We start from the raw sequence: 18994 nt of genomic DNA, 5'->3' as shown, positions 1-18994 counted from the left end.
TTTTTATCGGGCTGGGAAAGCTCAGCCTTCCTCTTTCAGATAGCGCTCGCGGGAGGCCAATACTTCGGCGCGCGCCGCTTCGGCGTCGGCCCAGCCGTCCACCTTCACCCACTTGCCGGGCTCCAGCGCCTTGTAGTTCTCGAAGTAGTGCTCGATCTGCTTGATCAGCAGCTCCGGCAGGTCGGAGATCTCCTGTACGTGGTCGTACAGTTTGGTCAGCTTGGTGTGGGGTACCGCCAGCAGCTTGGCATCCACGCCGGACTCATCGGTCATGTTCAGCACGCCAATCACGCGGGAGCGGATCACGGAGCCGATCATCACCGGGTAGGGGGCCACAACCAGCACGTCCAGGGGGTCGCCGTCTTCGGACAGGGTCTGGGGCACATAGCCGTAGTTGGCCGGGTAGAACATCGGGGTGGCCACGAAGCGATCCACGAATACCGCGTCCGCGTCCTTGTCCACTTCGTACTTGATCGGGTCGTGGTTGGCCGGGATCTCGATGATCACGTTGATATCGTTGGGCAGGTCCTTACCTGCGGGGATCTTGTCGAAGCTCATTGCTGGTCCTGACTGAAGGGTGATCGGAAATTTGGGAGCGCGGATTATAAACGCTCGGCCGCGGCGCTGAAAGCGGCGCCCTTAGATGGATTGGTTAGCGCCATAGATCGCCGTGGCGGGTCTATCCTGTTAGTCAGCCATAACAACCATCTCCATAACAACAGGGAGGCTGGCCCCATGCTCAAGCCAAGGGACATCAAGACCCCGGAGGATGCCCGCGCCATCGTCGAGGAGCGCAACCTCAGTCACGTCAAGGTGGGCCTGTTCGACAACGACGGCGTCATGCGCGGCAAGTACATGAGCCGCGACAAGTTCCTCTCCTCCCTGGAACACGGCTTCTCCTTCTGCGACGTGGTACTGGGCTGGGACGTCAAGGACCAGCTGTACGACAACGCCCGCTACACCGGCTGGCACACCGGCTACCCGGACGCCCCGGTGCGCATACTGCCCGACAGCTGCCGCGAGCTGCCCTTCGAGGGCGACATGCTGCTGTTCCTGGCCGAGTTCGACGGCCCGGCCGAGGCGGTCTGCCCGCGCGCGACCCTGCGCAGGGTGATCGAGCGCTGCCGGGGACTCGGTTTCGAGCCGCTGGCGGCGCTGGAGTATGAGTTCTTCCTGTTCGACGAGACCCCGGACTCCGCCCGCGAGAAGGGATTCCGCAACCTCAAGCCCTTCACCCCGGACTGGTTCGGCTACTCGATGCTGCGCAACTCGGTGCACGCGGAGCTGTACCGGGAGATCCTCGACCTGTGCCAGCGCATGGACTTCCCTCTCGAGGGCCTGCACACGGAGACGGGTCCCGGCGTGCTGGAGGCGGCCATCGCCGTGGACGGCGCCGAGGCGGCTGGGGACAAGGCGGCGCTGTTCAAGACCTTTCTCAAGGTGCTGGCCCAGCGCTGCGGCCTGATGGCCACCTTTATGGCCAAGTGGTCCGGAGACTACCCGGGCCAGAGCGGCCATATCCACCTGTCCCTGCGTGACAGCGAGGGCAAGTCCGCCTTCTACGATCCCGAACAGCCGCAGAATATGAGCGACGTGCAGCGCCACTTCCTCGCCGGCCAGCAGCGGCTGATGCCGGAATTCCTCTGCATGATGGCGCCCACGGTCAACAGCTACCGCCGCCTGGTGCCCGGCTTCTGGGCCCCCACCGACGCCACCTGGGGGGTGGAGAACCGCACCGCCGCGCTGCGGGTGATTCCCGGCAGCGACAACTCCCAGCGCACCGAGTACCGCCTCGGCGCCGCCGACGCCAATCCCTACCTGGCCCTGGCCGCGGCCCTGGGCTCCGGCCTCTACGGCGTGATGCAGCAGTGGGAGCCGGGCGAGGCGGTGGCCGGCAACGCCTATGCGCTCAAGCAGCCGCAGGAACTGGCCCTGCCGCGCACCCTGTGGGAGTCGGCCCAGCGGCTCAGGGAGTCGGAGGCGGCGCGGGAGCTGTTCGGTGGCGACTTCGTCGAGCACTTCGCCGCCAGCCGCGAGTGGGAGGAGCGCGAGTACCGCCGCCACGTCAGCGACTGGGAGCTGGATCGCTATTTCGAAATCATTTGATCGGGACTCGGGACTGCGGAGCTCCAGCTCCGCTCTGGGAACGCCGAGCTCCAGCTCGGCAACGGGCTGCAGGCCCGCAAGGGCGAACACAAGGTTCGCCCCTACAAATCCATGCTTTTACCTAACGAAATATCATGAATAAATTGCGATGCATCTCCCCAATCGACAACTCCGTTTACGTCGAACGCCCCCTGGCAACCGGAACTGAAATCCAGTCCGCCCTCGACAGGGCCGCCGGAGCCCAACCCGCCTGGCGCCGCACCCCACTCCCGGAGCGCATCGCGATAGTCCGCCAGGCAGTGGCCCTCTTCACCGGCCGAAAGGAAAAACTCGGTGAGGAACTCTGCTGGATGATGGGCCGCCCCATCCGCTTTGCCGCCGGGGAAATTCTCGGCTTCGCCGAGCGCGCCGGCACCATGGCGGACATCGCCGAAGGGGCCCTGGCCGATATCCAGCTGCCGGACAAACCCGGCTTCACCCGCTTTATCCGCCGAGAACCCCTCGGCGTCTCCCTGGTCATAGCGCCGTGGAATTACCCCTACCTCACCGCCGTCAACGCCGCGGTGCCGGCACTGCTGGCGGGCAACGCGGTGCTGCTCAAGCACTCGGCGCAGACGCCGCTCTGTTCCGAGCGCATGGTGGAGGCCTTCAGCGAAGCCGGCCTGCCGAAGGGCGTCTTCCAGTACCTGCACCTGGACCACGGCGATACCGAGCGACTGATCGGCGCGCCGGAAATCCACCACGTCGCCTTTACCGGCTCGGTCGCCGGCGGTGAGATGGTCGAGCGCGCAGCCGCCGGCCGTTTTATCCACGTCGGCCTGGAACTGGGCGGCAAGGACCCGGCCTATGTACGCGCCGACGCGGACCTGGAGCACGCGGCGGAGACGGTTGTCGACGGTGCCTATTTCAATTCCGGGCAGTCCTGCTGCGGTATCGAACGCATTTATGTGCACGAGCAGCTGTTCGATGAATTCGTCCAGCGCGCGGTCGAGCTGGTGCGCCAATTCAGGCTCGGCCGCCCGGATGATCCCGAAACCACGCTGGGCCCACTGGTGCGCGCCGAGGCCGCCGACTTCGTGCGCGCGCAGGTAGACGAGGCGGTGGCCGCGGGCGCAACCGCGCATATCGACGCGGGTGAATTTGAACTGGACAGGCGCGGCACCCAGTACCTGGCGCCGCAACTGCTCACCGGTGTGCACGGCGGCATGCGCCTGATGCGCGAGGAATCCTTCGGCCCGGTAGTCGGGGTGCAGAAGGTGCGCGACGACGGCGAGGCGCTGGAGCTGATGAACGACAGCGACTTCGGCCTCACCGCGGCGATTTTCAGCCGCGACGAAGAGGCCGCGCTGGCCTTGGGCGACAGACTCGAAACCGGCACCGTATTTTTAAACCGCTGCGACTACCTGGACCCGGCCCTGGCCTGGACCGGCGTCAAGAATTCCGGCCGCGGCTGCAGCCTGTCCGGCGTAGGCTTCGAATACCTGACGCGGCCCAAGTCCTTTCACCTGAAAAAAGTCTAAAAAGAAAGCTCCCCTCTCCCGCTTGCGGGGGAGGGGCTGGGGGAGGGGGCAGCAGCGACCTCCACAGAGTCCAAAACAGGAATGGAAACCGTGACCAACTTTCACAACAACTGGAACTATCCAACCGCAATGCGCGTAGGCCCCGGCCGCATCGCCGATCTCGCCGACACCTGCCGCGAACTCAATATGCGCAACCCCCTGCTGGTCACCGACCCGGGCCTCGCGGAGTTGCCGTTAACAGGGCGCGCGGTACAGATCTGCCGGGACGCCGGCTTGAAGATCGAAGTCTTCTCGCAGATCAAGGGCAACCCCAACGGCCGGAATATCGCCGACGGCGTGGCCGTGCTGCGCGAGGGCGGGCACGACGGCGTTATCGCCTTCGGCGGCGGGTCGGCCCTGGACGCCGGCAAGGCCATTGCGCTGATGGCCGGCCAGAAGCGGCCCATCTGGGATTTCGAGGATATCGGCGATTACTACAAGCGCGTCGACGAGAGCGGCATGGTGCCGGTGGTCGCGGTGCCCACCACCGCCGGCACCGGCTCGGAGGTGGGGCGCTCGTCGGTGATTACCGACGAGGATGCACAGATCAAACGCATCATCTTCCACCCGAAAATGCTGCCGGCGATCGTAATTCTCGATCCGGAACTGACCCTGGGCCTGCCGGCCAGGATCACCGCCGCCACCGGTATGGATGCGCTGTCCCACAGCATGGAGGCCTTCTGCTCGCCGCTCTTCCACCCGATGGCCGAGGGTATCGCCCTGGAGGCCATGCGCCTGGTCAACGAATACCTGCCGCGTGCGGTGGAAGACGGCAGCGACCTGGGAGCCCGCCAGCAGATGCTGGTGGCCTCCAGCATGGGTGCCACCGCCTTCCAGCGCGGCCTCGGTGCCATGCACGCGCTGGCCCACCCGCTGGGAGCCCTCTACGACGCCCACCACGGCCTGCTCAACGCGGTGCTGATGCCCTATGTACTGCTCGCCAACCGCAGCGCCATCGAGGAACCGATGGAGCGGCTGGCGCGCTACCTGGACCTGCCGGCACCAGGCTTCACCGGCGTGCTCGACTGGGTGCTGGCACTGCGCGAGCGGATCGGCATTCCCGATAGCCTGGAGGAAATCGGCATAGATGACGCCCAGGCTGAAAAGGTCGGTCACATGGCGGAGTCCGATCCGTCCGCCGGCACCAACCCGATAGCCTTCGATGCGACGGGCTACCGCGATATCTTTGTGCGGGCGTGCAAGGGTGCCCTGTAACAAATCGATCCGCTTGCCCGACAGCAAGCCTGAGGCAACTACTCACCCCGACAGTCCCCTCTCCCCCTTGAGGAAAGGACTAGGGAGAGGGGGGAGTAGTTACAGCCAGAGAAAGAGGAACCGAACATGCGCGGATTGATCGCCTTACTGTTATTGCTGACCGCGACCGCGGCCGGCGCCCAGGAGTCGCCGAATATCCGCACCGCCATATTTGCCGGCGGCTGTTTCTGGTGTATGGAGCCGCCCTACGACAGACTCGACGGCGTGCTGGAGACCACCTCCGGTTACAGTGGTGGCCACGTAAAAGATCCCAGCTACGACCAGGTCTCCGCCGGTGGCACCGGCCACGCGGAAGTGGTGCAGGTGAAATACGACGCGAACAGGACCAGTTACGCAGAACTGCTGGAAGTCTTCTGGCGCAATGTGGACCCGCTGGATGCCGGCGGCCAGTTCTGCGACCGCGGCGACCAGTACCGCACTGCCATTTTCTATGGAAACGCCGAAGAGAAAAAACTGGCCGAGGCCGGCAAGGAGCGGGTGGCCGCACAGCTGGGCGGGAAAATCGTGACCGAAATCACTCCGGCCAGTGCCTTCTATCCCGCCGAGCGCTATCACCAGGACTATTACCAGCGCAACCCGATTCGCTACAAGTTCTACCGCTATCGCTGCGGGCGTGACCAGCGTCTGGAAGAGCTCTGGGGCGGCTAGATTTCTCCGGAACTGGTGCGTTCTGCGCGCCGCCAATAAAAAGAGTGTACGGGAAACAGGGTAGTAGTCCTGCGGGAGAATCCTTGCTGTGTCCCTGGCCGTGAAGCAGGGCTTGTGGGTAATTATGGGCTTAATGAATAAACTTTTTCGACCAGTCGTGCTTCGCAATGATGAAGGACATCGCCAAGCGGCCTGGCTGGAGCTTTTTCTGGATCTGGCGTTTGTGGTGTCAATGCGAAGCCTTACTGTCATGCTGGTGGAAGATCATTCCATTGGTGGCTTTGTCTTATATTTTTTGCGGTGTTCTGGGCGTGGAATCAGCTTACATGGTACGCAGTTTTCTTTGACAACGACGATGTTTTCTACCGAGTAATATATCTTGGTTCCGTTCTTTTTATCTTGGTCCTGTCGGGATCTTTCAAGGGGATTGCACAGGGGGTTACTTATTCCTTCGTATTTGCGTACGTGATGCTGAATCTTTTGTTGGCCGCTGGATGGCTTCGGATATATTTCTCAAGTCTGGATATGAAATCCTTTTCTTTTAAGTTTTTCTTTGGTAAGGTTTTGTCAAGTGCTATATTTGTCATTTCACTGATTTTTCCCATCCCTCAACAGTACTATCTATGGGGGGTGGCAATGGCCGTTCACGCGGTGCTTCCATATTTTGCTTACGCACCAAAAGCATCCGATATTCCTATCCATATGGGGCACGTGGTGGAGCGTTACTGCTTATTCACTATTATCATGCTCGGGGAGGCTTTGTTTGCACTAAAAGTCGGTTTTTCTCCACCGCTAAAATCAGAAGCATTTTATACGGCTCTCTTGTCATATATTATTATTGGCTGCATTTGGTGGTCGTATTTCAGTTGGAATTTCAGCAACATCCGAAATTTTGATAGAGTATCTAATGCATTTTGTTTTGGATACGGGCATTGTATTGTTTTTTTTGCTGTTGCGACATTTGGCGCAGCAGGTGAGATCGCAACTAATTCCGCACTTTACGGTTTTGACCTTCAGTCAGTGGGGAAATATCTAATAGCTATTCCAGTTCCCTTGTATCTTGTTTCAATCTGTCTTGTGAACAGATTAAGCTGGAATATGCCCTTCGATAAAATAATGATGGTAAGGATAATGGTCGCGATACTTTCTCTTGGGTTCTCCACGGTATTCAGTCATCTATCACCTGTGCTTATTATTGGTGGGTTGGCGCTATTGATGGTCAGTATGATAATTTATGAGCAGCTGAATACCGAGGTCTCGTGAGAAGCTGGAATTATTTTCTGGTTTTAGGGTTTAACCTCACTGTCGGTCGCAACGATAATCGCACCTATGCCATTGCAACAAAATTGACTTGGATTCTTCATTTTTCCGTCATTCATTCTTAGGAATCCCTGTCCAGAATCCGCCGCGTTAATCGCGACAACACCAATAACTGACAGGGATAGAAAATGACGAAACGCAAAATAACACTGCAGCTGTCGCTGTGGCTGTCTCTGCTGGCGGGCACCGCCCAGGCCAGCGACCTGATCATCTCCGAATATATCGAGGGCAGCAGTTACAACAAGGCTGTGGAAATCTACAACGGCACCGGCGCTGCGGTGGACCTCGGCAATTACGCGGTGGAAGTCTATTTCAACGGCTCCACTTCTCCCGGCACCAATATTTCCCTGGGCGGCAGCCTGGCCGACGGCGGTGTATTCGTGCTGGCGCACTCCAGTGCCGACGCCGCAATACTGGCTGTAGCCGACCAGCTCTACGGCGGCAGCCTGTTCAATGGCGACGACGCGGTGGCGCTCGTCGGCCCCACCGGCCCTGTGGATGTGATCGGCCAGATCGGCGTGGACCCGGGCAGCCAGTGGGGCAACGCCACCACCGGCACCGCGAACCAGACGCTGATCCGCAACGCCGATGTGACGGACGGCCGCACCGACGGCAGCGGGGCCTTCGATCCGTCCCTGGAATGGACCAGCGCCGGCCAGGACAGCTTTGCCGACCTGGGCCTGCACAACGGCAGTGGTGGCGGTGATGGCGGTGACAACGGCGGTGGTGGCACTGCCGAACTCGGCCAGTGCGGCGACCCAGCCACCCTGATCAGCGCCGTGCAGGGCAGCGGCGCGGCCAGTCCCCTCGCCGGCGAGCGCCACGTCATCGAAGCCGTGGTGGTGGCTAATTTCCAGGATACCGCCAGCGGCCTGGGCGGCTTCTTCCTGCAGGAGCAAGACGCGGACCAGGACGGCCTTGACACCAGCTCCGAGGGCCTCTTCATCTACGACAACGGCTTCGGCGTGGACGTAAATGTGGGCGACCTTGTGCGTGTCGGCGGTGTGGTGACCGAGTACTTCGACTTCACCGAACTCAATCAAGTGGATGGCGTCGCCGTGTGCGGCAGCGGCCACAGCGTCACCGCCGCGGAAGTGAGCCTGCCGTTTGCCGACGCGGAATACGCGGAGCGCTACGAGGGCATGCTGGCGAACTTCGCGCAGACGCTGACCGTCAGCGACAATTACAACCTGGGCCGCTACGGCGAACTGGGCCTCTCCGCCGGCCGCCTCTACCAGCCCACCCACGTCGCCGAGCCGGGCCCCGCGGCCCAGGCCCAGCAGGCCGCCAACGACCTCAACCGCATACTGCTCGACGACGGCTCCAGGGTGCAGAACCCGGAAATCGTTCCCTATCCGGCCCCGGGCCTCAGCGCCGACAACAGCCTGCGCACCGGCGACACCCTGAGCGGCCTGCGCGGCGTCATCAGCTACGGCTTCGGCGCCTATCGCGTGCACCCGGTGGAAACGCCGCAGTTCGCCGGCGATAACCAGCGCACCGCCTCGCCGGCACTGCCGGGCGCCGGCAGCCTGCGGGTGGCCAGCTTCAACGTGCTCAACTATTTCAACGGCGACGGCAACGGCGGCGGCTTCCCCACCTCCCGCGGCGCCGATACTTTCGAGGAGTTCCAGCGCCAGCGCGACAAAGTCATTGCCGCCATCAGTGGCCTGGGTGCGGATGTCGTCGGACTGATGGAAATCGAAAATGACGGCTACGGCCCGGACAGCGCCATCCAGGACCTGGTGAACGGCCTCAATGCCGCCGCCGGCAGCCAGGCCTACGCCTTTGTCGACCCCGGCCAGGACCAGGTCGGCACCGACGCCATCGCCGTGGGCATCATCTACCGCAGTGACAGGGTCCAGCCCCTGGGCGCTGCCGCCACCATCGAGGAATTTCCCTTCGACTACGGCAACCGCCCGCCGCTGCTGCAGGCCTTTACCGAGATCGCCAGCGGCGAAACCCTCGCCCTCGCCATGAACCACTTCCGCGCCAAGGGCAGCTGCCCGAACGATGGCAGCCTCAACGACGACCAGGACGACGGCCAGGGCTGCTGGAACCAGGCCCGCATCCAGGCCGCCGATGCCCTGACCAACTGGATCACCAGCGATCCCGCCGGCACCGGAGTAGAGCGCGTGCTGATCATGGGCGACCTCAACAGCTATGCGCGCGAAAACCCCATCAGCGCCCTCGAATCCGCCGGCTATACCAACCTGGTCACGCAGTTGGCCGGCGACGAAGCCTACTCCTATGTCTACCAGGCACAGGCCGGCTACCTGGACCACGCCCTCGCCAATGCCGCCCTGGCGCCGCTGGTCACCGGCGTTGCCGACTGGCATATCAACGCCGACGAGCCGCGGATACTGGATTACAACACCGAGTACAAGAGCGAAGCGCAGCTGGATTCCCTCTACAGCGCCGACCCCTACCGCGCATCGGACCACGACCCGCTGGTGGTGGAGCTGGACCTGACCGCCGGCAACGCGGCCCCGGTCGCGGGTTTCTCTGCCGAGAGCAGGGGCAAGAAAATCCAGTTCTCCGATACCAGCAGCGACAGCGACGGTACTGTCGTCAGCTGGCACTGGGACTTCGGTGACGGCAAAACCAGCACCGAGCAGAACCCCAGCCACCGCTACGGCAAGACCGGCACTTATACCGTGACCCTGCAGGTGGCGGACGATGGCGGCGCGCAGGCGAGTTCAGAGCGGGAACTGGTAGTACAGGATAGCGGTGCCGGGCCCCAGGCGCGCTTCACCGTACGGCGCTTCTTCAATTGGGTTCGGGTACAGGACCGCAGCCGCCACGGCGATGACGATAATCTCAGTTTCCACTGGAAATTCGGGGATGGTACGGAAATGCAGGGCCGGAGAGCCTGGCACCGCTACGACCAGCGCGGCAACTACGAGATCTCCCTGATAGTCAGCGACAGTGAGGGGCGTGAGGACAGTGCTACTCGCTCTGTTTCGGTTCGCAAGCTTTGGTGGTTGTCGTTCTAGCTCCGGATTTCCTGCGTTAACACTTTGCAAGCGAGCCCCTTTTGGGGCTCGTTTTTTATGGGTGTCAGAGCGGGCAGCCTATGTCCATGCCTGAGTACAGGACGGACAGCCGATAAAGCTGTTTCCATTGAATGGCAATTATGTACTAATTCGGTAACGGGTAGCTGTTGGCATCTTTATGTGGTCATATTTGGGTATTCGTGGCTAAATTTGGGGGTAAGCGTCTGGATGTGGATTCAGAGCCTAATATCTGAATTCGCCGTTCAATAAACGGTTAGTGCCAAAAATAGAAGCATCGCGAATGAAAGGATATTTCGATTTGGACCGCTCCTTGCGATAAAAAACTTTCTGGAGGATATCTTTATGCCCTACGCTACAGCTGATTTTCTTAGAGATCCTATCGCGTTTATGAATGCCAACTTGGTGGTTCCCGCGCACGATTCTATAGGTCGTGATCAGCGGTCGGCCAGAATACATGAATTTTGCCTGGTCAGAGGTGGAGCTACCGGGCGTCAGCACGGCACGGATATTCCGGTTTGGATACTTCGGAAAAAGAATGAAAGAGACCCGGACGCCGAGGGTTTTTTTGCCTACTGGTGTCCTTACGATCAAAATCAAACCCTAAGCTGCATGTTGGGCAACGGTGCGCGCTTCATGTTTACGGCCACCATGGACGGCTGCTCCTTTGGCGTTGGCTCACAGAACAGTGGCAATGTGCGCGTCGCCCACTCAAACGAAGCCCGTTTTGGCGCAAATCGTGAGGGTGTGTTTCGTATGGATGGGGCTCGACAGTTCCAGCGAGATGAGCAGGCCAACCGCCTACGAGTACTTTTGGGGAATCAGCTGAATGTTATCAACCCCATACATTACATGACCGATCATGATGGTGCGCTGGTACTGAAATCCACGACTTTCGGCTTCCACGACCTGGGGAGACCATGGGCGTTTTATACTCAGAGTTACCTGAGAGCCAGCGGCACTGTTATATATCTAAGGAATGTGACCCGTCGGATCTGAAAAAAAATAGAAAAGGGCGGATCTATTTATGGCGTGTATTTTCCCTTTGAGAAAATGGCCATATGGAGGTAACTTCTCACCCTGTGGTAACTGGAGTGTCGATATCTCTCTGTAGGAACGGTCCTTGGCCGCGGTCGGATTCACTTCGTAGTGGAATCCGACCGCGGCCAAGGACCGTTCCTACAGAGAGAGTAGTTACATATGAGGGCCGAAAAAGTCATACAATGCAATGACCGTTGGGTGGTTTGAACTTGATGGCAAAATAGATCCGTCCCCTTTGTGCCAATTTCGTGGTCAGGCTGTAGCTTTAACTTTCCCTCAAGCAGCATTCCGGGTTTTAATAAGCCGTCTCTGGGTTGTTTTTTTATCCGAAAAAATTTGCATAACCTAGTTATTGATAACGGAATAGGATTTACCAGTTTTTACAAGGAGGAGTTACAGATGGTTAACGGACCTTCCTGGGAGCCTTTGCGCCCCCTGAAGGATTACCTGGACGCACCGGCCAAAAGCGGCGTTTATGAGATAGGCTTCCGAAAAGACGCCTATATGGCCAGGCAGGCAACGGCCTACGGGCTGCACGCCGTTGGCTACCCCACCAATTTTTACCCCATGTATGTCGGCAAGCACGAGAGGTCGATGAGGCAGAGGCTGGGCGAGCACTTTATCGGGGTCAATTCACTGGGCCGGCACCGCAGGGGTTCCAAGGCGAGTGCGTCGATCAGGGAATATTACAAAGAGATATTGCCCGAGTTGAAGAGACAGGAATCCAGGCTGCCCAGGGCGATGCGCTTTCCCCTGGACGGGCTCTTCTTTACCTGTATCCCCCTGGAGGATGCGGCGCAGTTTGAGTCCATGGTCAGGCTGGGCCATTTCGATTACCCGTGGAATCGCCGCGATGAGGCGGATGCGAGGGGCCAGGCTGCGGGTACGACGAGCGCCGACTTCGGCTATGAATACAAGCAGAAGGCGACGCTCTTTTTCGGCTGAAATACCCGCACGCTAAAAAGAGTCCAAATCCGCGATGCCGCTATAAAACGCCAGTCGCCAACCAATCTCTCAGTCCGAGTCGTGCCCCGCGATCAGCAGATTGTAGAAGTTGGTCGCATTCACCATATTCTCGATACTGATCCGCTCGTTGGTGCCGTGGAAGCCGTGGGTGTCCTCCCTGGTGACCACCATCGGGTTGAAGCGGTAGCTGTCGCCGGCGACAGTTTCGTAGCGGCGGCTGTCGGTGCCGGCGACGGTGAGCCCCGGGGCCACGATCAGCGGGCCGTAGGTCTGTTGCGCGGCCGTGGCAATCTGTTCGAAGCCCTCCGCGTCGGCGCTGGAGACCCGCGATGGGGCCTGGCCGCGGCGCAGCACCAGTTCCACCCGGTCGTCGTCAATGGCCGCCTTCAGGTGTTCGGCGATGCCGTCGATGCTGTCCCGCGGGTGGACGCGCAGGTTGACCGTGGCCACGGCCTCTATCGGCAGTACGTTTTCCTTGACGCTGGCGGACAGCATGGTCGGCGCGACGGTGGTGCGCAGCATGGCGGCGGTGCCGGCGTTTTTCTCCAGCGCCGACTCGATCAGGCCGCCGAACAGCCAGCGGTTGGCGAACAGCATGCGCTTGGAAAAAGGCATATGGGGGGCGACGGCGTCGAACAGTTTCCCGCTGACGCCCTCCAGGCCGCCGGGCAGCGGTGACTGCCGCAGCTTGACCAGGGCCTTCGCGAGTATGTCTACGGCTGTTTCTTGCGGCGGCATCGACGAGTGGCCGCCCTGGCCGCGGGCCACCAGGTCCACGGTCATATAGCCCTTCTCGGCCACATTGATGCTGGCCATCGTCTCGTCGACGCCGGGAATAAAGCCGCTCAGCAGGAAGGAGCCCTCGTCCAGGCTCCAGGCCAGCTGCACGCCGTCATCCTTGAGTTTTTCCACCACCGCGGCGGTGCCGTCGTAACCGCCGATCTCCTCGTCGTGGGTCAGGCTGATATAGACGGTGCGCTCGGGCTGGATGTTTTCCGCCAGCATGCCGGTGGCGGTTTCCATCAGGGCTATGGCCGCGCTCTTGTCGTCCAGGGCGCCGCGGCCCCAGATATGGGTCTGGTCGATTGTGCCCTCGTAGGGCGGGTGTTCCCATTCATTTTCGGTGCCGGGAATCACCGGCACCACGTCGTAGTGGGCGGACAGCAGCACCGGTGGCAGGTCCGCGCGCCTGCCGGGCCAGGTAAACAGCAGTGTGTACTGTTGCCCGCCTTTTTTGCCCAGGCGCTCCGGCGGCATGGCACCGTGCACCTCCGGGTAGGTCCGGGCCAGCCAGTCGATAAAGGCCTCGAACTGGGCCCGGGTCTGCGGCTGCTCCAGCTGCGACGAGATGGTGCGGAAGCGGATCGCCTCGGACAGGTGCTGTGCTATGCGCCTGCCGTCCAGGCTGCGCTTCTGCTGCGGTACTGCGGCGAGCGGCTCGGCCTTGTAGCCGGCGGTGCGCACCAGGACGACGGCTGCCAGTAGCAGGGCGGCGGTCGTGATTGCCATCAAAAGCTTTTTCATCTTTTTTATCCGTTGTCAGTACATCGGGATCTGCCTATCGAGACTACCGGTGCCGGCTGCGATTGTAACCGCAGTCGGCAGCGGCAATTCCGGATCAGTAGTGGTAGTTGAAGTCGATACCATAGGTGCGCGGCGTGCCGGCGAAGTGGATCAGGGTACCGAAGAAGTCGCGCGTTGTGTGCGTGAGATATTCTTCGTCGGTCAGGTTGCGCACCCAGAGGGCGGTGCTCCAGGTGTCGTTGTCACTCTGCAGCCCCAGCCGCGCATTGGCCAGCCCGTAGCCGTCCACCCAGCCGTACTGCACCGTGTCGCCGGTGAGCAGGGTGCGGGACCACTCGTTGTCGACGGTGTTGTAGTAGTCGTCTCGGTAGGCGTAATCCAGCCGCGCCAGCAGCTCGGCGCCGCCGGCACCGGCGCCGGGGTAGGCGGCGAACTCCGCATCCAGCAGCCCCAGCGCGGCAGTGAGGGTCAGGTAGTCCGTGGGGCGGTAGGTGAACTCCGCCTCCAGCCCCCGGGTTTCCACCTCAGCTGCGTTGCGGATGCTGATGGAGGTGCGGCCGCCGCCCAGGTCGACGAACTGGTTGACCTGGTAATCGCTGTAGTCGGCGCGGAAGGCGGCCAGGCTGAAGCCGAGGCTGCGGTTCCAGAGGCTGCCCTTCAGGCCTATCTCGTAGGCGTCCACCGTCTCGGTATCGAATTCCAGCCCCGCGTCCAGGTCGTTGTCGCTGACGAAGTCGAGATTGAAGCCGCCGCTCTTGTAGCCGCTGCTGTATTTCACGTAGCCGTTGATGTCCGGGCTGAAGGCGTAGTTGAGGTTCAGCGTGGGCGAGAAGTTGCTTTCGCTGCGGTTATCGACGACGGTGCCGGTGTCCGAAAAGGCCAGTTTTTAGTTGATACGTACTGTTACAAAAAAACATCTTCTTCGATATTTTTAAGAAATGAGAAATATTCGAGACTCAAAAAGGGAAGTATCCAGTAAGTCGTAATGCTATCGATGTGATTGTTAGTAGCATTATCTCATCAGTCTCAAGGAACAAAGGATCTTGCTTGGTGATGATGAACTAGGCGCTTGGAGTCGTGGTGGCAGTCGTTAAAATAACGGCTTTAACGACACCATCATGCAGCTTCTATGAAAATCACTCTCCATTTGATTAGTCTAGTAATTCTGATTGGAGCCACCATTGGTTTGATCCTGGCGCTACAACTTTGGATGTCTCCTCGGGAAAAGCAGAGATCCAAACGATGTCTGAGCCTACTGCTAGTCGTGAGTTGTGCTGTAGCCATCGCTCATGTAGCTCTTATAGAATTGAAATCGCTGCCACCGCAGTACAGAACGATCTTTTCTTTTCAGTTAACTCTGGGGCCGCTGCTTTACTTTTACACGTACATCCTTGTCCAACCGGATTTTATATGGAAGCGACATCATGGATGGCATCTGCTTCCTGCTCTGGTCTCTGCATTGGTATGGCAGCTGCAATTGCCATTGTCCTCTGACAGCTGGTTGAACCTGTCCTGTATTAACTCTGATTGTAGCCTCGTTTACCGTGCACGCTTTGTGCACCGGGTCTGCACCTATTTATCGATAATTGGCTACTCAATAGCCGCACTCTGGCTGCTGCGTCCGCACCTTCAGCGGGTGAAGGAAAATTACTCAGTTATCGAAGGCGTCAGCTTGCGCTGGTTAAAACTCCTGATCTTCGGCGTCTTGCTGATCCTGGCTACAGCCATTGTTGTTGAAGTGCACCGCATCTTTTCTCCTCCATCTCACTTGATCCCCGGCCTGGTTCAGGCCTTGGCTCCGTTATATTTGAGTCTGCTACTGGGCTGGTTGGGTTTGCAACAGCGTAAGATACAGATCGGCATTTCTCCACAGAGAGGAGCCATAGCCGATACGGTATTGACATCACCTGACAGAATGGAACGAAAGTACCAGACTAGTAGCCTTACTGATAGTGGTGCCTTGGTTATCTGGCAGAATCTGCAGCAGGTAATGGTGAGCGACAAGCCCTATCTGGAGCCCAGGCTGAAGATCGCTGATCTGGCTGATGTTCTGAAGGTGCCGGTGCATCACCTATCCGAAACCATCAATAGTTTCGCGAAGCAGTCGTTTTACGAGTTCATCAATCAGTACCGGGTGGAAGAAGCTGCGAAGCTGCTGGTTGATGAAAGTCTGTGCCATCTATCAGTCACAGACATCGGCCATCAGGCAGGATTCAACTCAAACTCCACATTTTTTTCCCACTTTAAGAATCGGTGCCAGCTAACACCCCATCAATACCGCCAGCGGAATACTAAGATATTAATTTCCTAATTTTCCAGGACTAATCATTTCGATTTTGCAAATCCGGAGTATTTCGCTCTATGAGTTTTATGGATTTGCAAACTCGGAAGAATCATTTCTGTTCTTGGTGTATATCTGTACATCTTGCAGCGGTATGCCGTCGATTTTTCCTATAGATGCCGATATCAAGATCAAGAAGACCTTGAATCGGAAAGTGGTGTGGAAGTGGCTTAATTGGCCAAATAATGGCTTATTCAGACAAAATCTTGAAGTGAGCGGATGGTCATGATTGTGGTGTCATAGAGGTTGGTAGCAAGATGCTTATTGCTTCACAAGGCATAATTTAAGAATGGTTTTTTTTAAACGGGTGATAATAAAGATGTTCTTCCTGGTTTCCGGTGGCAATCGGAAAATATCCCTGTGATGATAGCTTGCATTGATCCCTATGTGCTTGGAGATTGAGGGAGGAAATGGGGATATTGACTCCGTCAGAACGGAACTGAAAATTTATTTTTGTCCGCTTTCTTTTAGTTTTCTGGTGTTTTGTGATCAAGTTCTGCATTTTACGAGCAGTCGTTTGGGGGCGTTACGGTCCGAATCTCTTTACCGGTGAAAGTTGGTGCGCGTGAATGGCCTGATCGGACAAATTTAAGGTAAACACGGGGGAGTTCTGGACGCAGGTCCCATTTGGTCTAATTATTCAGGTAAATAAAAATTCTTAGTCTAGACAGCTGGGAAGAGGAGCGCGGAGGAGCTGGTTTCTTTCTGGTAGAGCGTACACAGATCCGGAACAACGTGCATTCGGAATGGAAATCCGATGCTTACAGCCAACATGAAATGCGAGGGAATGCTCTAATGACTTTAGTATTAGCGACATAGTCACCCCAAAAAATTATCAGGAAAGGTCCTAGATTTTATCTGTCGAGGAGTGCCTGCACCTTTCGATGGAGGGCGAGGCGGAGCACTGCTGGTCTCCAATGTTATGTCATTGGGAAGGTTAACTGACTCCGCTCTATAAATCGGACGGCAATACTGGACTGGTAATGAAGTTCGGCTCCGGCTTAGGTATTGAGCTGTATCACGATGTCATAATGTTGGGATGCTGCTCCAATTGCTTGCTTTTTCGAGAGCGCATGAACCGCGGTCACCACGATGGCGGTGAGTTCAGTGCGCTTGAACAAATATGTCAGAGCCGTCGTTGAACAGCTTTTACGGGGTTTCCTATGAATATTGGATCCTTCAGGTCTGAGGGGCGAGATGGAGAGATTGAGAACTGTCCAAACTTGCTAGAGCAAGGAGTTATCGGTCGTGCGCTTCTGTCCAGCTATGACGTCCGGGAGTGCCTGCAGCGCTACTTTCGTTATCAATCTCTGATCTGTCCCCAGTTGCAGGTCCTCCTGGATTTGGCTGGTTCAAGAGCCAGCCTGCTTATTCAGCCCTCTGTGTGTGCTGGGGATTCCGGTTCGGGACAATATCGCTTTTTCGTACAGCACTGGATATCCAGTTGGAATCGCTGGGGTCCGGTGATGGGTGGCCGGTGGCCTTTGTTTGAAAGTGTGGAGCTGGGTTTTGCTTCCCCGTCAGTGGTGGCTGTTGAGCAATACCGCAGGCGGTTGGGTTGTGAAGTGCACTTTGACTGTGCTGTGACGAGAGTGACTCTTGCCGTTGACCTATTGCATAGACCACTGACATACGTGCCGAATGTCATCGGCGAATACTGCAGAATGCAGTGTGAGCACCTAATGAAAACACTGGCATCGAACTCCGGGCTGGTGGCAAAAGTACATCGATTTCTCGCTACCGCTGTCGGCCCAATGCCTGGTATGGAAGGGGTGGCAGGAAGGTTATGTATGAGTGTTCGCACTTTGCACCGCCATTTACAGCGTGAAGGGACCACCTTCCAGCAAGTGCTGATCGATCATAGGTTAGCCTTGGCCAAGCGCTATCTATTGGAAACCAAGCTGGCAGCCAACGAAATTGCAGGGCTTGTAGGTTATGCGGATACCGCCAATTTCTACAGGATATTCCGCCACATGGAGGGAGTTACGCCAAGGAAGTATAGAATTAATAATATAAAGCAGGGCGGAGATGAAGAGGTTTTGAAAGTCGTATGAAGCTTTGCGAGATTCTCAGGTTCTGCTTGCATTAGTGTAATAAGGAGCTGGGGATCTGTGCAGTCAAGGAATGTATTCAATTATCATCAGTTCATCTATTGCTGGATTTTCGCGGTTCCAGAAATTCTCCCAGATACATTCTCAAGTAGGCTGTTGAGGCACGTTGACCTTCTGTCGCGGCTTTATCGCTAACATGACCTAGACGAGCATATGAGAGGGAACAAAAGGCATGGTTCAGAGTGGTTGCAAGAAGAAATCTCTCTGGCAAATTTCTGGAATTGGGAAGATAAAATTCAGTTTTAATGGTTCTCAGGGTGAGCTTTGCCAAGTAAATGTTGTTTTTTATCTGTACATTGCGTAATGGCCAACTGGTCTGTGGCCCTAAATGAATTTTAGCTGCGGGTATATTAAGTTCATAGTAATTCCGTGTGTGATCTAGTAATTCAATAACCAAATCTCTCCAGGTTTTATGATTTTCAGACTGAGATTGTTTGCTAAGGAATTTAAAAAAATACTTACTGTGGCGTTCAGCCAGAGCGGTCAGCACAGCATCTATGCTTGGAAAAAAATGATATATGGAGGCGGCCGGGACGCCAGATGAACGGCTTAGATCGGAAATGGACACCTCACAAGGTTCCTGATCAATGATCAGAGATTCAAAAGCATCTAGAAGAGTTTCGTATCTCTCTAGCCCATTTTTACGCTGCGGTTTTCTCGGCCTTGCTTGATTGCGTTGGTCGTCTGGTCTCCGGAATGATTTATTTAAATGGTTACTTTGGGTAGATTCCAGGGCTGATTGAGTGTTTCTTGTTGGAGACATGAAATAAACTCGGTGCTTGTTTTCTGAAGTAAAGTGTCATAGGTGAGTGGATAAACTTTGTATCTTGAGTTAATGGTAACAAATTTTGTTTGATTCGGTAGTCGGTGGCGTTTTTTGAATTTACATTGTCCGATTATGCTGTTGTCTTTGAATGAGGTTCTGGAATTAATTTTGATAAGAAATATCAATTTCATGCGATTTATTGTAAATTTTTATGTAAGTTTTCTTTGGTGGAAAAAAGCCCGGCTGGGCCGGGCTAAGTGAAGGAGCATTATTCATGAACCACATTAGTAATTATAGCGGATACTATCCGGTTCGTGAGTTAATTT

15 protein-coding genes are annotated in these 18994 nt (G+C 57.2%); 11 read left to right on the top strand and 4 right to left on the bottom strand.

Annotated elements, in window-relative coordinates; all coding sequences use genetic code 11:
* Positions 1-21 precede the first annotated feature (21 nt).
* Positions 22-558, bottom strand: coding sequence for an inorganic diphosphatase (gene ppa, locus AC6R19_RS04865; protein ID WP_500578538.1), 537 nt, complete (start codon positions 556-558; stop codon positions 22-24).
* 177 nt (positions 559-735) lie between these two features.
* Here ppa and AC6R19_RS04860 point away from each other — a divergent pair, with 177 nt between their 5' ends.
* The 9 genes from AC6R19_RS04860 (at position 736) to AC6R19_RS04820 (ending at position 11905) form a co-directional block, all read left to right on the top strand.
* A complete protein-coding gene (locus AC6R19_RS04860) occupies positions 736-2106 on the top strand; it encodes a glutamine synthetase family protein (protein ID WP_500578537.1) in 1371 nt (456 codons plus the stop codon).
* Between the two features lie 134 nt (positions 2107-2240).
* On the top strand, positions 2241-3626 hold the full coding sequence (locus AC6R19_RS04855) for an aldehyde dehydrogenase family protein (protein ID WP_500578536.1): 1386 nt from the start codon (positions 2241-2243) through the stop codon (positions 3624-3626).
* Positions 3627-3716: 90 nt separating this feature from the next.
* A complete protein-coding gene (locus AC6R19_RS04850) occupies positions 3717-4880 on the top strand; it encodes an iron-containing alcohol dehydrogenase (RefSeq protein ID WP_500578535.1) in 1164 nt (387 codons plus the stop codon).
* 126 nt (positions 4881-5006) lie between these two features.
* Positions 5007-5588, top strand: coding sequence for a peptide-methionine (S)-S-oxide reductase MsrA (gene msrA / locus AC6R19_RS04845; RefSeq protein WP_500578534.1), 582 nt, complete (start codon positions 5007-5009; stop codon positions 5586-5588).
* A gap of 88 nt (positions 5589-5676) precedes the next feature.
* A complete protein-coding gene (locus AC6R19_RS04840) occupies positions 5677-5961 on the top strand; it encodes a hypothetical protein (protein ID WP_500578533.1) in 285 nt (94 codons plus the stop codon).
* Positions 5889-6851 (top strand): low temperature requirement protein A, encoded by a 963-nt coding sequence (locus tag AC6R19_RS04835; RefSeq protein WP_500578532.1) that lies wholly within the window; start codon positions 5889-5891, stop codon positions 6849-6851. The genes AC6R19_RS04840 and AC6R19_RS04835 overlap by 73 nt, the downstream gene beginning before the upstream one ends.
* A gap of 185 nt (positions 6852-7036) precedes the next feature.
* On the top strand, positions 7037-9901 hold the full coding sequence (locus AC6R19_RS04830; protein WP_500578531.1) for an ExeM/NucH family extracellular endonuclease: 2865 nt from the start codon (positions 7037-7039) through the stop codon (positions 9899-9901).
* A 363-nt stretch (positions 9902-10264) separates the two neighbouring features.
* On the top strand, positions 10265-10918 hold the full coding sequence (locus tag AC6R19_RS04825; protein ID WP_500578530.1) for a hypothetical protein: 654 nt from the start codon (positions 10265-10267) through the stop codon (positions 10916-10918).
* Between the two features lie 441 nt (positions 10919-11359).
* Positions 11360-11905, top strand: coding sequence for a hypothetical protein (locus AC6R19_RS04820; protein ID WP_500578529.1), 546 nt, complete (start codon positions 11360-11362; stop codon positions 11903-11905).
* Positions 11906-11974: 69 nt separating this feature from the next.
* Here the strand turns inward: AC6R19_RS04820 and AC6R19_RS04815 are convergent, their stop codons facing one another.
* Both AC6R19_RS04815 and AC6R19_RS04810 read right to left on the bottom strand, forming a co-directional pair.
* Entirely contained in the window at positions 11975-13435 is a 1461-nt protein-coding gene (locus AC6R19_RS04815; protein ID WP_500578528.1) for a M20 family peptidase, read from the bottom strand.
* 109 nt (positions 13436-13544) lie between these two features.
* The gene (locus tag AC6R19_RS04810) at positions 13545-14333 is read right to left on the bottom strand and encodes a TonB-dependent receptor domain-containing protein (protein WP_500578596.1); all 789 of its coding nucleotides are present in this window, start codon (positions 14331-14333) and stop codon (positions 13545-13547) included.
* Positions 14334-14579: 246 nt separating this feature from the next.
* On the opposite strand from AC6R19_RS04810, the gene AC6R19_RS04805 reads away from it, so the two are divergent.
* Both AC6R19_RS04805 and AC6R19_RS04800 read left to right on the top strand, forming a co-directional pair.
* A complete protein-coding gene (locus tag AC6R19_RS04805; protein WP_500578527.1) occupies positions 14580-15761 on the top strand; it encodes an AraC family transcriptional regulator in 1182 nt (393 codons plus the stop codon).
* 1193 nt (positions 15762-16954) lie between these two features.
* Positions 16955-17845, top strand: a complete 891-nt coding sequence (locus AC6R19_RS04800; protein WP_500578526.1) for a helix-turn-helix transcriptional regulator — start codon at positions 16955-16957, stop codon at positions 17843-17845.
* 91 nt (positions 17846-17936) lie between these two features.
* Here AC6R19_RS04800 and AC6R19_RS04795 read toward each other — a convergent pair whose 3' ends face one another.
* On the bottom strand, positions 17937-18665 hold the full coding sequence (locus AC6R19_RS04795) for a TetR/AcrR family transcriptional regulator (protein WP_500578525.1): 729 nt from the start codon (positions 18663-18665) through the stop codon (positions 17937-17939).
* Between the last annotated feature and the right edge of the window lie 329 nt (positions 18666-18994).

The sequence above is a fragment of the Microbulbifer sp. SE14 genome (assembly GCF_059834885.1).
Note: the sequence above shows the minus strand (reverse complement) of the source record. Positions and strands in the feature narration are given on the sequence as shown.

What these genes read in the sequence shown, in the direction of transcription:
- AC6R19_RS04855 (WP_500578536.1), top strand. Translation starts at nt 2,241, where the DNA reads ATGAATAAATTGCGATGCATCTCCCCAATCGACAACTCCGTTTACGTC.
- AC6R19_RS04820 (WP_500578529.1), top strand. Translation starts at nt 11,360, where the DNA reads ATGGTTAACGGACCTTCCTGGGAGCCTTTGCGCCCCCTGAAGGATTAC.
- AC6R19_RS04825 (WP_500578530.1), top strand. Translation starts at nt 10,265, where the DNA reads ATGCCCTACGCTACAGCTGATTTTCTTAGAGATCCTATCGCGTTTATG.
- AC6R19_RS04800 (WP_500578526.1), top strand. Translation starts at nt 16,955, where the DNA reads ATGAATATTGGATCCTTCAGGTCTGAGGGGCGAGATGGAGAGATTGAG.
- AC6R19_RS04815 (WP_500578528.1), bottom strand. Translation starts at nt 13,435, where the DNA reads ATGGCAATCACGACCGCCGCCCTGCTACTGGCAGCCGTCGTCCTGGTG.
- msrA (WP_500578534.1), top strand. Translation starts at nt 5,007, where the DNA reads ATGCGCGGATTGATCGCCTTACTGTTATTGCTGACCGCGACCGCGGCC.
- AC6R19_RS04805 (WP_500578527.1), top strand. Translation starts at nt 14,580, where the DNA reads ATGAAAATCACTCTCCATTTGATTAGTCTAGTAATTCTGATTGGAGCC.
- AC6R19_RS04830 (WP_500578531.1), top strand. Translation starts at nt 7,037, where the DNA reads ATGACGAAACGCAAAATAACACTGCAGCTGTCGCTGTGGCTGTCTCTG.
- AC6R19_RS04795 (WP_500578525.1), bottom strand. Translation starts at nt 18,665, where the DNA reads ATGTCTCCAACAAGAAACACTCAATCAGCCCTGGAATCTACCCAAAGT.
- AC6R19_RS04860 (WP_500578537.1), top strand. Translation starts at nt 736, where the DNA reads ATGCTCAAGCCAAGGGACATCAAGACCCCGGAGGATGCCCGCGCCATC.
- ppa (WP_500578538.1), bottom strand. Translation starts at nt 558, where the DNA reads ATGAGCTTCGACAAGATCCCCGCAGGTAAGGACCTGCCCAACGATATC.